Source organism: Burkholderia sp. Bp9015, assembly GCF_003853505.1.
Taxonomy (GTDB): Bacteria; Pseudomonadota; Gammaproteobacteria; order Burkholderiales; family Burkholderiaceae; genus Burkholderia.
This window is the reverse complement of the sequence record NZ_QTPZ01000006.1, coordinates 91,489-105,952: the sequence shown is the minus strand read 5'-3', so window position 1 is coordinate 105,952 and position 14,464 is coordinate 91,489. Positions and strand designations below refer to the sequence as shown.

At 66.6% G+C, this 14,464-nt stretch carries 10 protein-coding genes, 1 tRNA gene and 2 riboswitches; of the genes, 3 read left to right on the top strand and 8 right to left on the bottom strand.

The features are described from left to right. Positions 1-55: 55 nt before the first annotated feature. From gcvP to DIE12_RS09075, 5 genes are all read right to left on the bottom strand, one after another. Positions 56-2,983 (bottom strand): aminomethyl-transferring glycine dehydrogenase, encoded by a 2,928-nt coding sequence (gcvP, locus tag DIE12_RS09095; protein WP_124486850.1) that lies wholly within the window; start codon positions 2,981-2,983, stop codon positions 56-58. A gap of 59 nt (positions 2,984-3,042) precedes the next feature. Next, positions 3,043-3,423 carry a glycine cleavage system protein GcvH gene (gcvH, locus tag DIE12_RS09090; RefSeq protein ID WP_044848374.1) on the bottom strand — a complete coding sequence of 127 codons (381 nt, stop codon included), beginning with the start codon at positions 3,421-3,423 and terminating at the stop codon, positions 3,043-3,045. A gap of 126 nt (positions 3,424-3,549) precedes the next feature. Continuing rightward, entirely contained in the window at positions 3,550-4,668 is a 1,119-nt protein-coding gene (gene gcvT, locus DIE12_RS09085; protein ID WP_124520466.1) for a glycine cleavage system aminomethyltransferase GcvT, read from the bottom strand. Between the two features lie 86 nt (positions 4,669-4,754). Then, positions 4,755-4,888, bottom strand: a riboswitch (glycine riboswitch). Between the two features lie 31 nt (positions 4,889-4,919). After that, a riboswitch (glycine riboswitch) is annotated at positions 4,920-5,023 on the bottom strand. Positions 5,024-5,143: 120 nt separating this feature from the next. Then, the gene (locus DIE12_RS09080) at positions 5,144-5,512 is read right to left on the bottom strand and encodes a hypothetical protein (RefSeq protein WP_124520467.1); all 369 of its coding nucleotides are present in this window, start codon (positions 5,510-5,512) and stop codon (positions 5,144-5,146) included. A 200-nt stretch (positions 5,513-5,712) separates the two neighbouring features. Further along, entirely contained in the window at positions 5,713-6,765 is a 1,053-nt protein-coding gene (locus DIE12_RS09075; protein WP_044848371.1) for an oxidoreductase, read from the bottom strand. Positions 6,766-7,259: 494 nt separating this feature from the next. On the opposite strand from DIE12_RS09075, the gene DIE12_RS09070 reads away from it, so the two are divergent. Continuing rightward, complete coding sequence (locus tag DIE12_RS09070) at positions 7,260-9,347, top strand: UvrD-helicase domain-containing protein (protein WP_124486852.1); 2,088 nt, start codon at positions 7,260-7,262, stop codon at positions 9,345-9,347. A 97-nt stretch (positions 9,348-9,444) separates the two neighbouring features. Here DIE12_RS09070 and DIE12_RS09065 read toward each other — a convergent pair whose 3' ends face one another. After that, the gene (locus DIE12_RS09065) at positions 9,445-10,344 is read right to left on the bottom strand and encodes a cytochrome c5 family protein (RefSeq protein ID WP_124486853.1); all 900 of its coding nucleotides are present in this window, start codon (positions 10,342-10,344) and stop codon (positions 9,445-9,447) included. Positions 10,345-10,609: 265 nt separating this feature from the next. Between DIE12_RS09065 and DIE12_RS09060 the strand changes: the two genes are divergently transcribed. Beyond that, positions 10,610-10,685 (top strand) — tRNA-Arg (locus DIE12_RS09060). Between the two features lie 141 nt (positions 10,686-10,826). After that, the gene (locus DIE12_RS39035; RefSeq protein ID WP_221621944.1) at positions 10,827-11,726 is read left to right on the top strand and encodes a hypothetical protein; all 900 of its coding nucleotides are present in this window, start codon (positions 10,827-10,829) and stop codon (positions 11,724-11,726) included. Positions 11,727-11,802: 76 nt separating this feature from the next. Here DIE12_RS39035 and fliD read toward each other — a convergent pair whose 3' ends face one another. Beyond that, a complete protein-coding gene (gene fliD, locus DIE12_RS09045; RefSeq protein WP_124520469.1) occupies positions 11,803-13,269 on the bottom strand; it encodes a flagellar filament capping protein FliD in 1,467 nt (488 codons plus the stop codon). 185 nt (positions 13,270-13,454) lie between these two features. Further along, the gene (locus DIE12_RS09040) at positions 13,455-14,279 is read right to left on the bottom strand and encodes a flagellin (RefSeq protein ID WP_124520470.1); all 825 of its coding nucleotides are present in this window, start codon (positions 14,277-14,279) and stop codon (positions 13,455-13,457) included. Between the last annotated feature and the right edge of the window lie 185 nt (positions 14,280-14,464).

Genomic DNA, 14,464 nt, shown 5'->3' with positions numbered 1-14,464 from the left:
CAACCGAGGGTTGCGTGCGGTGTGGTCACGGCCGGACTCCGGAGCGCGGGCAGCGTTATGCGTAGTCCGACACCGGCACGCACGAGCAGAACAGGTTGCGGTCGCCGTAGGCGTTGTCCGCACGGCCGACCGGCGGCCAGTACTTGTTCGTGCCGAGCGACGCGACCGGGTACGCCGCCTGCTCGCGCGAGTACGCGTGCGGCCATTCGTTCGCGGTGACGACGGCTGCCGTGTGCGGCGCGTGACGCAGCGGGTTGTCCTCGCGGTCGGCGCGGCCTTCCTCGACGGCACGGATTTCCTCGCGGATCGCGATCATCGCGGCGATGAAGCGGTCGAGTTCTTCCTGCGATTCCGATTCCGTCGGCTCGACCATCAGCGTGCCCGGCACCGGGAAGCTCATCGTCGGCGCATGGAAGCCGTAGTCCATCAGGCGCTTCGCGACGTCGTCGACGCTGATGCCGCTCGTTTCCTTGAGCGGGCGCAGGTCGAGAATGCACTCGTGCGCGACCAGCCCGCCCGGGCCCGAATACAGCACCGGATAGTGCGGCGCGAGGCGCTTCGCGATGTAGTTCGCGTTGAGGATCGCGGTTTCCGTCGCGGCGGTCAGGTTCTTCGCGCCCATCATCGCGATGTACATCCACGAGATCGGCAGGATCGACGCCGAGCCGTACGGCGCGGCCGACACCGCGCCGATGCCGTCTTCCGCACGCGCGTAGCCGGTCGAACGCTGGTTCGGCAGGAACTTCGCGAGGTGCGCGCCGACCGCGACCGGGCCGACGCCCGGGCCGCCGCCGCCGTGCGGGATGCAGAAGGTCTTGTGCAGGTTCAGGTGCGACACGTCGCCGCCGAACTGGCCCGGCGCGGTCAGGCCGACCATCGCGTTCATGTTCGCGCCGTCGACGTACACCTGGCCGCCGTGCGCATGCACGATCTCGCAGATCTCGCGGACGTTCTGCTCGAACACGCCGTGCGTCGACGGATACGTGATCATGATCGCCGCGAGATCGTTCGCGTGCTGCTCGGCCTTCGCCTTCAGGTCGGCGATGTCGACGTTGCCTTGCGCGTCGCACGCGACGACCACGACCTTCATGCCGGCCATGTGCGCCGACGCCGGGTTCGTGCCGTGCGCGGAGGCCGGGATCAGGCATACGTCGCGATGCGCTTCGCCGCGCGATGCGTGGTATGCGTGGATGATCAAGAGGCCCGCGTATTCGCCCTGCGAGCCGGCGTTCGGCTGCAGCGACACGGCCGCATAGCCGGTCGCGGCGACGAGCATCTGCTCGAGCTGGTCGATCATCTCGCGGTAGCCGACGGTCTGCTCGGCCGGCGCGAACGGATGGATCCGGCCGAATTCGGGCCACGTGACCGGCAGCATTTCCGACGTCGCGTTCAGCTTCATCGTGCACGAACCGAGCGGGATCATCGAGCGGTCGAGCGCGAGATCCTTGTCCGACAGGCTGCGCAGGTAGCGCAGCATTTCGGTTTCGGAATGGTGGCGGTTGAACACGTGGTGCGTCAGGTACGCGCTCGTGCGCTCGAGGCCGGCCGGCAGCACGGCGACGCCGCCGAGGCCCGCGTCCAGCGCGTCCACGGCCGGCGCGGTGCCGCCCGCGGCCTGCGCGAACACGGCGAGGAGATCGGCGAGGTCGTCGCGGGTCGTCGTTTCGTCGACCGACACGCCGACTTGCGTGTCGCTCACGCGACGCAGGTTGATGCGCTTGGCCTTCGCGAATTCGTGGACCTGCGCGGTGCGTGCGCCGGTATCGATCGTCAGCGTGTCGAAGAACGTGTCGTTGACGGTCGCGAAGCCGAGCTGCTTCACGCCGGCGGCGAACAGCGCCGCGATGCGGTTCACGCGCAGCGCGATCGTCTTCAGGCCGTGCGGGCCATGGTAGACCGCGTACATGCTCGCCATGATCGCGAGCAGCGCCTGCGCGGTACACACGTTCGACGTCGCCTTCTCGCGGCGGATGTGCTGTTCGCGCGTCTGCAGCGCGAGGCGCAGCGCGGGCTTGCCCTGCGCGTCGACGGTCACGCCGACCAGGCGGCCCGGCATCTGGCGCTTGAATTCGTCACGCACGGCCATGTAAGCGGCGTGCGGGCCGCCGAAGCCCATCGGCACGCCGAAGCGCTGCGTGTTGCCGACCGCGACGTCCGCGCCCCATTCGCCGGGCGGCGTCAGCACGGTCAGTGCGAGCAGGTCGGCCGCGACGACCACATGGCCGCCGGCCGCGTGGATCGCTTCGGTGAGCGCGCGGTAGTCGCGCACGTCTCCGTACACGCCCGGGTACTGGAGCAGCACGCCGAACGCGTTCGCCTGCGCGGCGTCGGCCGCCGGGCCCGTCTTGACCTCGATGCCGATCGGCAGCGCGCGCGTGCGGATCACTTCGAGCGTCTGCGGCAGCACGTCGTCGGCGACGTAGAACACGTTCGACGCCGGCTTGCCGGTGCGCTGCAGCAGCGTCATCGCTTCGGCTGCGGCGGTTGCTTCGTCCAGCAGCGATGCGTTCGAGATCGCGAGGCCCGTGAGGTCGGCGACCATCTGCTGGAAGTTCAGGAGCGCCTCGAGGCGACCCTGGGAAATTTCGGGCTGGTACGGCGTGTAGGCCGTGTACCACGCCGGGTTTTCGAGCACGTTGCGCAGGATCACGGCCGGGGTGTGCGAGTCGTAATAGCCCTGGCCGATATACGAGCGGAACACCTGGTTCTTGTCCGCGAGGGCGCGCAGCGCGGCGAGGGCTTCGGCCTCGCTCTTCGGTTGCGCGAACGGGCCGAGCGGCAGCGTTTCGGCGCGGCGGATCGAGGCCGGGATCACGGCGTCGATCAGGGCGGCGCGCGACGCGAAGCCGAGCGTGTCGAGCATGGCCTGCTGGCTGGCGGCATCGGGGCCGATGTGGCGTTCTGCGAACGCGTCGTGCGTTTCGAGCGCGGCGAGCGAGAGGGGCGTGCGGTTCATCAGGCGGTCCGGGTGTTCGAGCTTCATGGCGTGACTCTGGTCCCGCGCGGGCCGAGGCCGGCCCCGCGCGGTTCGGGTAAGGAAAATTAGTCGATCAGCTTGCTGTAGGCGTCAGCGTCGATCAGCTTGTCGGTCGAGGCGCCGGCCGCGAGCTTGATCTTGAAGAGCCACACGCCGTATGCGTCGCTGTTCACTTCTTCCGGCGAGTCGGCGGCTTCTTCGTTGATGGCGACGACTTCGCCGGACACCGGCGAGTAGATGTCGGATGCCGCCTTCACCGATTCGACGACGCCGACGGCGTCGCCCGCGTTCACCGACTTGCCGACTTGCGGCAGCTCGAGGAAGACGATGTCGCCGAGCGTGCTCTGCGCGTGATCGGTGATGCCGACCGTCAGCGTGCCGTCGGCTTCGGTGCGGACCCACTCGTGTTCGTCGGTGTACTTCAGATCGGCCGGGACGTTGCTCATCGGATGCTCCTGGATAAAAGGGTGTGTTCGTTATGCTGGCGCGCCGCCGGGGCGCGCCGGGTGTGGTTGCGCCGGGCGCCATTTCCCGGCTTCACGGCAGGCGGCCTCCCGGTCGCCTCCCGGTCGTTACGCAGCGAGGACCTTGCCGTTGCGCACGAACGGCAGTTTTACCACGCGCGCGGGAAGTTGCTTGTCTCGAATCTGCACGTGGACCGTGTCGCCGACCTGGACGGCCGCCGGCACGCGCGCGAATGCGATCGACTCCTGCATCGACGGCGAGAACGTGCCGCTCGTGATCTCGCCTTCGCCGTGCGGCGTGACGACCTTCTGGTGCGCGCGCAGCACGCCGCCCGCCTTGCCGTTTTCCTTCTGCAGGATCAGGCCGACGAACGCGGCGCGCGTGCCGTTTGCCTCGAGCGCGGCGCGGCCGACGAACTCGCGCGGCGCCGACAGGTCGACCGTCCACGCGAGGCCCGCGTCGAGCGGCGACACGGTGTCGTCCATGTCCTGGCCGTACAGGTTCATGCCGGCCTCGAGGCGCAGCGTGTCGCGCGCGCCGAGCCCGCACGGACGCACGCCGTTTTGCTGCAGCGCGTTCCACAGCGCTACGACGTGCACGGCCGGGACGATCACCTCGAAGCCGTCTTCGCCGGTGTAGCCGGTGCGCGCGACGGTGAGGTCGCCGAACGGCGTGCCGGCGACCTGCGCGGCGTTGAACGGCTTCAGCTCGCTGGTCGCGGCGCGCGCGGCGGGCACCGTCGTCCAGACCTTTTCACGGGCGTTCGGGCCCTGAACGGCGACGATCGCGAAATCGCGGCGCGGCGCGATGGTCAGGCCGTAGCCGCCTTGTTCGTTGAGCTGGTTGAACCACGCGATGTCCTTCTCGGCCGTGCCGGCGTTGACGACGACGCGGAAGAAGTCTTCGGTGAAGTAATAGACGATCAGGTCGTCGATGACGCCGCCCTGCGGATTGAGCAGGCACGAGTAGAGCGCCTTGCCGGGGATCTTGAGCTTGCCGACGTTGTTCGCGATCGCGTGCTCGAAGAACGCGCGCACGCGGCTGCCGGTGAAATCGACGACGCACATGTGCGACACGTCGAACATGCCGGCGTCGGTGCGCACGGCTTCGTGTTCTTCGATCTGCGAGCCGTAGTTGACGGGCATGTCCCAGCCGCCGAAGTCGACCATGCGGGCATTGAGCGCGCGGTGCGCGGCGTTGAGCGGGGTTTGATTCAGTGCAGTCATCGAGGCCTCAGGCAAGGCGCTTGCGCGCGGGTCAGAACGGCCATGTGCCGACCGTCGCGGCCTTGGGGCCTGCGAAACGATCCGGTACATGCCCCTCTGTCCTCGATACCTGAGAGATTGCGCCGCGGCCACAAGCCGGCGAACGCGCGCCCCTTCGGTGGGCAGCCTGCCCGCGCAGCCAATGTGCTGCGGGCTACTGCCGCTCTCCAGAGTGCGGGGAGTGCGGCCCGCGCAATGCGCGGACGGGATTCCCCGACGCGGTCGGTCCTTTTGCCTGAGAGTTTGCGGGTGTGCCCCTTCGGCGGCGCGACCGGCGTTGCTGCTATGCGGTCACACGCTCTCCCGACGCGTGCGGGCGACTGTACGCGAGCGGGTGGGCATTGTCAATTTGAGCAAAAGAATGTCGCTTCGCGACAAGCGGCGGCGTGGGCGCCGCCGCTTCTGCCGGCACCGGCGGGCGCCGGCATGGCCGGGATTACTCGCCGATCGCGCGCGCGGCCGTGTCGAGTTCCTGGTTCAGCACGCGCTGCTCGTCGCCGGACAGGCCGCCGTTGTGCTGGCCCGACATGTCGTTCGCTTCCTGGCGGATCACGTCGAGGCGGTGGTGCAGCTGCGCGCCGTACGGCGGCGGGTAGTAGCCGCCGTTCACGCGCGCGTCGATGCGCCGGTGCAGGTTGTCGATCCGGCCCTGGACCTCCTGCAGGCGATCGTTCGCGACGACCTGCGGATTCGGCCGCGGCGGGGGCGGGGGCGCCTGTCGGGCCGGCCGCTGCGGCTGCACGACACAGGCCACGAGCGAGGAAACCAGGACGCAGCATGCCGCTGCGCGAATCAACCGTTGCATCACATTCTCCTGACGGTTTGGTGTCGGATCGACTTTTTGAGAAACGCGTCAGACCGGACGACCGCTGACTTTCGTTCCCGCACCATTTGTAACGGAATGTTCGGGATCGTGGCGCCGTGGCGGCTGACGGGGGCGCGCAGCCGGGGCGGCGCGGCGCGAGGTGGCGGCTGCGGCCGGGGCGACGACCCGGCCGGCGGCCGTCAGACTGTGCGACGCACGAACGGTACCCGGCGGCCTTCGTGCTCGCTCTGCGCGGCGAGCTCGATGATCGTCATCACGTCGACGGCGTCCTGCGGCGTGACCGGGAACGGCGCGCCGTCGTGGACCGACGCGGCGAGCGCGCGATAGAACTCCGCGTACTGCCCGTCGAGCGTCGGCACAGGCCGCTCGACCTCGACCTCGCCGTCGAGCACGCGCAGCACGCCGGGCGGGTTGCCGCCGCCGAACTCGACGTGATCCGGCGTGAGGCCGGCCTTCAACTGGTCTTCCTGCGTGTCGAGCCCGAACTTCTGGTAGCTGCCGCGCGTGCCGTGCAGCGTGAAGCGCGCGGGCTCGATCGCCGACAGCGCGCTCGCATGCAGCGCGACGTCCTTGTCCGGATAACCGAGCAGCAGGTGCACGAAATCGGGCGCCGTGCCGTTGTCGCGGCGTGTCTTGACCGTGGCGCTGACCGTTTCCGGCAGCCCGAACAACGCGAGCGCCTGATCGATCAGGTGCGGGCCGAGATCGAGCAGCAGGCCGCCGCCGCGTGCGGGCTCCTCGCGCCAGCGCGTGCGCGGCGTCGGCCGGAAGCGGTCGAAGTGCGACGCGAAATAGGTGAGCCGGCCGAGTTCGCCGGATTCGACGATGCGGCGCACGGTGAGGAAATCGCCGTCCCAGCGGCGGTTGTGGAACGGCGCGAACAGGCGGCTGCGCGCGTTCGCGAGCCGCGCAAGCGCGAGCGCTTCGTCGGCCGTGAGCGTGACGGGCTTGTCGACGACGACGTGGCGGCCGGCCTGGAGCACCTGGCGCGCGAGCGCGAAGTGCGTGTCGTTCGGCGTGGCGATCACCACGCAGTCGATATCGTCGAGGCCGAGCAGCGTGTCGAGATCGGGGACGATGCGGGCGCCCGGAAAGGCGGCGCGCGCGCGATCGGGTTGCCCCGTCGCGATCGCGGCGACCTCGGTGCGGCCGCTCGTGGCGATCACCGGCGCGTGGAACGTCGCGCCGGCGAAACCGAAACCCATCAAACCAATCCTGAGCAATGACGACATGGCAATCCCTGGCTGCGTACGAAACGAAAAGAGGGCGCGCCGCTGGGGCGCGAGGACGACCGGCTATTTTGGCATGGCGCGGCGGCCCGCACCGGCGCGTTCGGCAAAACGCGCGGCACGATGCGGCGCATGCGCGGCCGCAGCCGGCATTTGGCGCGGGACGGGCAGGCGCTGCACTCGGCAGGCCGGGCGGCCGACGCTGCGGCGTGCGGGCCGGGCACTTCCCATCGCGACGGTCGCCCATTGTGACCGATCGGGCCGTGGATGGGGCCGGATTGGCCGTCCGGACAAGGAAGCGAGGGCCGGATCAAGCGCCGAACCGGGAGACGAAAACGACGGCCTGCCCGTCCGGCCCCGTCCGGCGGCGCTCCCGAAAAGCGCGTCGCCGACGTGTTAACATGCGCGTCCTGCCCCGCGTGTCCGCCTGCATTCCAGGCCCGTCGCGCGCGGCATCCTCCCGGCGTTCGCCGTCAACCGCAACATCATCCGCCATCATGTCCGCAGGCCTCAACTCCGCTCAGAACGAAGCGGTGCGCTACCTCGACGGTCCCTGCCTCGTGCTCGCCGGCGCGGGCAGCGGCAAGACCCGCGTGATCACGCAGAAGATCGCGCACCTGATCGAAGCGAAAGGCTTCGAGCCGCGCCACATCGCGGCCGTCACGTTCACGAACAAGGCCGCCGCCGAAATGCGCGAGCGCGTGTCGAAGCTGCTCGAGGGCAAGACGCTCACCACGCCCGGCAAGGAAGGCCGCAAGGTGCCCGTCAACCAGCTCACCGTATGTACGTTCCACTCGCTCGGCGTGCAGATCCTGCGCCAGGAGGCCGAGCACGTCGGGCTGAAGCCGCAGTTCTCGATCATGGATTCGGACGACTGCTTCGGGATGATCCAGGAGCAGATCGGCACCACCGACAAGGGCCTGATCCGCAAGATCCAGAGCACCATCTCGCTGTGGAAGAACGGCCTGATCATGCCCGAGGAGGCGATGACGATCGCGGCCAACGAGGACGAGCACCAGGCGGCGCTGGTCTACCGCAACTACGTCGCGACGCTGCATGCATACCAGGCGGTCGACTTCGACGACCTGATCCGCCTGCCGGCCGAGCTGTTCGCGAAGAACGAGCAGGTGCGCGACCGCTGGCAGAACAAGCTGCGCTACCTGCTGATCGACGAATACCAGGACACCAACGCGTGCCAGTACGAGCTGCTGAAGTTGCTCGCCGGCCCGCGCGCCGCGTTCACGGCGGTGGGCGACGACGACCAGGCGATCTACGGCTGGCGCGGCGCTACGCTCGAGAACCTCGCGCAGCTCGGCAAGGACTTCCCGAAGCTGCACGTGATCAAGCTCGAGCAGAACTACCGGTCGACGGTGCGGATCCTGACCGCTGCCAACAACGTGATCGCGAACAACCCGAAGCTGTTCGAGAAGAAGCTGTGGTCCGAGCACGGGATGGGCGACTCGATCACCGTCACGCCGTGCAACGACGAGGAGCATGAGGCCGAATCGGTCGTGTTCCGGCTGTCCGCGCACAAGTTCGAGCGGCGCGCGCAGTTCCGCGACTACGCGATCCTGTATCGCGGCAACTTCCAGGCGCGAATCTTCGAGCAGGTGCTGCGGCGCGAGCGGATTCCATACGTGCTGTCGGGCGGCCAGTCGTTCTTCGACAAGGCCGAGATCAAGGACCTGTGCGCGTACCTGCGGCTGATCGCGAACGCCGACGACGATCCCGCGTTCATCCGCGCGGTCACGACGCCGCGCCGCGGCATCGGCAACACGACGCTCGAGGCGCTCGGCTCGTTCGCGGGCCAGGCGAAGGTGTCGCTGTTCGAGGCCGTGTACATGGGCGGGATCGAGGCGCGGCTGTCCGCGCGGCAGGTCGAGCCGCTCAGGATGTTCTGCGACTTCATCCAGCGCCTGACCGATCGCGCGGACAAGGAGCCCGCGACCGTCGTGCTCGACGACATGATGGAGGCCATTCACTACGAGGCCTACCTGTACGACGCGTTCGACGAGCGGCAGGCGCAGTCGAAGTGGCAGAACGTGCTCGAATTCCTCGAATGGCTGAAGCGCAAGGGCACCAAGCCCGAGACCGAAGCCGTCGACGGCGAGGCCGACGGCTTCCACAACGCGGACGGGCTTGCGGACACCGGCAAGAACCTGCTCGGCCTGATCCAGACCGTCGCGCTGATGTCGATGCTCGAAGGCAAGGACGAGGATCCGGATGCCGTGCGGCTGTCGACCGTCCATGCGTCGAAGGGGCTCGAGTATCCGCACGTGTTCCTGGTCGGCGTCGAGGAGGGCATCATGCCGCACCGCGGCGGCAGCGAGGACGACGGCCCGATCGACAACGAGCGGATCGAGGAGGAGCGCCGGCTGATGTACGTCGCGATCACGCGCGCGCAGCGCAGCCTGCACCTGAACTGGTGCAAGAAGCGCAAGCGGGCGCGCGAGACGGTCGTGTGCGAGCCGTCGCGCTTCATTCCCGAGATGGGGCTCGACGAAGCGCCGCCGCCGACGCCGGAGGAAGCGCCGATGACGCCGAAGGACCGGCTCGCGAGCCTGAAGGCGCTGTTGCAGAAGTGAGGCGGCGCGCTTCGGCGCACGGACGCCCCGGCGATCCGGATAAACGAAACCCCCGCGATGCGTGTGCGCCGCGGGGGTTTTTTCTGGCCGGCAGGCGTTACTTCGACGCGTTGACCATGTAGTCGACGGCCGCCTTCACGTCGGCGTCGGACGCGCTCGACCCGCCCTTCGGCGGCATCGCGCCCTTGCCGTGCAGCGCGTAGTTGTAGACGGTATCCATCGAGTCCTTCAGGCGCGGCGCCCAGTCTTCCTTGCTGCCGAACTTCGGCGCGCCGAGCACGCCGGCCGCGTGGCACGCCTGGCAGACCTGCGTGTACAGCGCCTTGCCGGCGGAGGCGGCGTCGGCGCTGGTCGGCGCGGCCGCGGGCTTTTCGCCGGCCTTCGGAATCGCGGCGATCGCGGCCATTGCAGCGGCGGCCTGCGCGTTCGATGCATCGGCGCCCGAAGCGCCTGCCGCACCCGCCGCGCCGCTCGCCGCCGGTGCCGCATTGGCGGCCGGGGCAGCCGGTTCGGGGAAGTTCGCGCCGTCGTTGTTCGCCATGTAGACGATCGCACGCGCGATTTCATAGTCGCTGACGTCGTCGGGGCTCGTGCCGCCGCGCGGCGGCATCGCGCCCTTGCCCGACAGCGCCGTTTTCAGCAGCGTGTCGAAGCCCTGCGAGATGCGCGGTGCCCAGTCGTCCTTGTTGCCGAACTTCGGCGCGCCGGCGGCGCCCGTGCCGTGACAGGTCACGCACACGGCCTTGTAGACTTCCTCGCCGGTCTTGTACGTGCGGGGCGCATTGGCGTCCTTCACGTCGACTTTCGCGAGCGGTGCGATCCGCGCGGCGACCTGTTCGTCGGATAGCGCATCCGTGCCCGCGCCCGAACGGAACGCATGGTTGGCATAAGTGGCAAACAGGACGATCAGGGCGATCGGAATCGCGAATGAGGCGATGACGACGGCAATCAGCTGCCCGGGGGTTTTGACGGGAGATTCGTGGGGTGCTTCGCTCATGCTTGCCTCGTCTCCGTGATTAGGAATTGTGAGCGCGGTGCAACGGCAAAATGGCTGGCGATCCAATGAGTCCGGACGATTATAGACGGAACGTTTACATCACGGCGAGCGGCGCGAAGGCGCGTGTTTACCCGCACGAATTGCGGGCCTGACGGGGTTTCGGCGGGCAAGGTGGACGCGTTTTGGGAAACCGGGTATCCTTGCGGTCTTGTCAATGGTGGGCGGCCGGTTTATTGGGGTCGTTTCGCTGTCGTCACTGTCATATGCGCCCGTAGCTCAATGGATAGAGTACTGCCCTCCGAAGGCAGGGGTTGCTGGTTCGATCCCAGCCGGGCGCGCCAAAAATAGGTCGTGAAATCAAGGACTTTTGCGCAGCTCGGGCAACGCCGTTAAAGATTTCCGGCTTTTTGCAGCAATTCTGCTGCAGTCATCCCCCGCACTCGCACCTATACCCTGTTCCCCAACCAGATAAGGAACAGGCGATGGCTTCCATCACGCACCGTGGCCCCTACCAGTACCAAGCCCTGATTCGCCGCAAGGGCTATCCCGCCCAGACCGAAACGTTCGAGACGCTTGAGGAAGCCCAGAAGTGGGCCGCTAAGACCGAGGCCGAGATGACTCTTGGCTCCTTTATCGACCGGTCGGCGCTTGAGCGCGTAACCTTCGGCGACCTGCTGGCCCGGTATGCCAAGGAGGAGACACCCAAAAAGCGTGGCTCGCAAACCGAAGTGGTCCGCATCCGCGCGCTGCAGAAGCACGTGCTCGCCGCCCGGCCGCTGGCGACGTTGCGCAAGGTCGATTTCGCGAACTACCGGGACGAGCGCCTGAAAAAGTGCTGTGCCGAAACTGTCCGGCGAGAACTGGTCATCATCTCGGCCGTTTTCAGGACCGCGCGGGAGCTGTGGGAGGTGCCGATGGGCAATCCGCTCGACGGCGTCAAGTGGCCGGCGAAGGGGCAGCATCGCGAGCGGCGGCTTCGGGGCGATGAAGAAGCACGGCTGCTGGAGGCTGCAGGCCAGAGCAAGACGCCGGCCCTGAAACGTCCGGCGCGAAGTGCCGCTCGCGACGTACCTGGCGGCAATGCAGTGGCAATGCAGTTACAGTTGCGCGATCTGCTGATATCGGCCGGCAGCTTCGGTCCGTCCGAGTGCGGCCTGAAACTCCGCATGCAACTCCCGCTGCGTCGTTTCCGCGTCGGCCGCGATGGCTGTGTCGATCGCCTGTATGCGGCGGATGATCGCCAGCGCATCGGGCGTTTGCGGTGCGCTCAGCGACATCAGCAGGGGCGAGCGCGCTTCCGCGAGACGCGCCGCGCCGCACCAGTCCGCCATCGTCGCGGCATGTTCGATTGCCTGCGTCAGTTGCCACACGCGTGCGAGTAATGTGGGTTGATCCATCGTGACGATCACTCCAGTGCCATTTCAAAAGTACCGCGCGGCTCGATACATCCGGTGGGCCTTATGACTTGTTGGTGGCGAGTGCGCCGGCGCTATTGGTGCCGCCGAACAACTGCGTCAGATACTGCGAGTTGTTCTGCATCCGCGCCATGAGCGTATTGAGGGCGGTGAATTGCGCATTGTACTGATCGGTCAACTGATTCGCATACGCTTGCAGGGTCTTCGCTTGCGTCTTCGCGTCGGCGAGGTCGCTGTTCAGCGCGTTGACGCGCGTATCGATGATCCCACCCGTCTGCAGATACGACGTGATGTTGTTGTTCAGCACTGCGCCGATGCCATTCGTCGCGTTGAAGGCGGTCGCTAGCGAGGCCGAATTGTGCGTCAGGGCGTTCGACAAAGCCGCACTATCGACGCTGAGCGTGCCGCTCGGCGTCAGGTTGATGCCGAGCGCGCTCAGGCTCACGGTGCTGCTGCCGCTTGTTACGCCCTTGGAAAGGGCCGTGGCAAGCGAGCCGACGATCGAATTCAGCATCGAATCGCCGATGAGTGGCCCGCCCTGGCTGCCGGCAGCGGCGGTCGAGTCGAAACTCGACAGCGACGATGCGGTGCTCACGAATGAGTTGTATGCCGAGACGAAGCCGTTGATCGCGTTGGTCGCTGACGTGTTGTCCGCCGCGACCGTGAGGGTTTGGGTCGTGTTTGCCGCCGACGTGGCGAGGTTGAGCGTCACGCCTGTAATGGCGCCGGTGATCGTGTTGCTGGCGCTCTGGATATTGGTGATGCCGTCGATGCTGAGCATCGCGTCTTGTGCGTTGTTTTTCTCGACGTAGTTGTTTGTTGCGACGCCCGAGCTGTCGACGGTCGCGAGGCTGGCCAGCCCGTCTGTCGAATTGGTCGATACCTGGATCGTGTTCGCCGCCCCTGTCACGTTCGAGGTCAGCACGAGGTGCGACCCATCCGTGCCGGTAACGACGGTGGCGGTCACGCCGGGATTGCCACTCGCCGAATTGATTGCGCTGGCGATGCCCGCGAGCGTGTTGTTGCCGGTGTTGATTCCGACGGTCATCGGCGCGCCGCTGCCGAGCGTGATGGTGAGGCTGCCCGTCCCGAGCTGTTTGGTGGACGGCTGCACGCCCGCTGTCAGTGCAAGCTTCTGCGCGGTGGCGACTTGCGTTACCGCAATCGAATAGCTGCCGGCGACCGAGCCCGTCGACGTGGTGGCGCTCAGGCCGCTGCCGCTCGCGGTGGCGGTGGTTTTCGCCAGAGCCGATCCGTCGGTGAGCCCGGACAGCGCCGATTGCAGGGAGGACAGTGCCGACTTGAGCGAGCCGATGGCCGACAGCGTGGTGTTGTCGAGATTTTGCCGGTTGACGTTCTGCGTGGTCTGTGCGGCCATCTTGGCCGTAACCATCGCGGAAACGAGTGCGGACGTGTCCGTGTTCGAGTTCGTCACTCCGCTGATGATGGACTGCGCCGCCTGTGTCAGCGCGCTGTTGGCCGTGGTGCTGGAAATGTTCGTCGTCGACATCGAGGACTCCGTCTGGTAAAAAGTGCGCCGCCGGGCGCATTGGCGTGGCGGCGCCGATGTGCCGCACGATGCGCAAAATGCTTATCTGAAGGCGAGCCCTCGGATAAGCATTCTTTCTTTGGCATCCGTATTGACCGCCACGTCACGCATTTCTTGAATGCGTGACGTGGCGCGTTATCTAGCCCTTATTGCAGGAGCTTCAGAACCTGCTGCGGCATCGAGTTCGCTTGCGCGAGCACCGAGATGCCAGCTTGCTGCAGCACTTGAGCCTTCGACAGGTTGGCGGTTTCCTGTGCGAAGTTCGCGTCGGTGATCTGTGCGCTGGCTGCGTTCAGGTTGGTCGATTGCGCAGTCGTTTGCGAGATCGCTGCCTGGTAGATGTTGATGTCCGAACCGAGCTGAGCTTGTGCGGTGTTGATCGTCGTCAGCGCCGTGTCGACCGTGTCCATCATCGTCTGCGCGGCGGCGTAGGTCTTGACGTTGCCGGTCAGGCCGAGCGTCGCCGTATCGTACTTGCCAGTCAGATCCAGCGACAGTTGTTGGCCAGATTTTTCACCGATCTGGAAATTCAGCACCGCGCCGGCGTTCGCGGTACCGTCGAGCAAGTTGATGCCGTTGAACGTCGTTTGGCTGGTAATCCGGCCGATTTCGGTAATACGCGCTTGCACTTCGGTGTCGAGATTGTTGGCTGCAGCCGAGCCGATCGAATCGTCCGAAGCCTGAACTGCCAGTTGGCGGATACGTTGCAGGTTGGCGGTAATTGCCGAGAGGCCGCTCGAAGCAGTTTGAGCCATCGACACCGCGTTGTTCGCGTTCGCGACGCCTTGGTTGTACGCGTTGATCGACGCCGTCATCGTCGTCGAGATCGCGAGGCCGGCTGCGTCATCTGCTGCCGAGTTGATGCGCTTGCCCGACGACAGGCGGTTGATTGCCTGCGACAGCGCGTTCTGCGTATTCGACAGGTTGGTTTGCGCCGTTTGCGAATAAAGGTTGGTGTTGATATTCAGCATTTCTATCCTCGTTTTTGGAAAACGCCCGGTTTAAATTTGGCTGTTTCGTGTTCGGCGTCGCGCTTTTTGGCATCCTGCATCGCCCGCCTTTCCTGGTTGTCGGCGACCATGCGACCAAACTTTAGGGGCAGATGCGAAGTTGCTTTGGCGTACCGGCTGGCCGAACTGGCTCTGTGGTTTGCCAA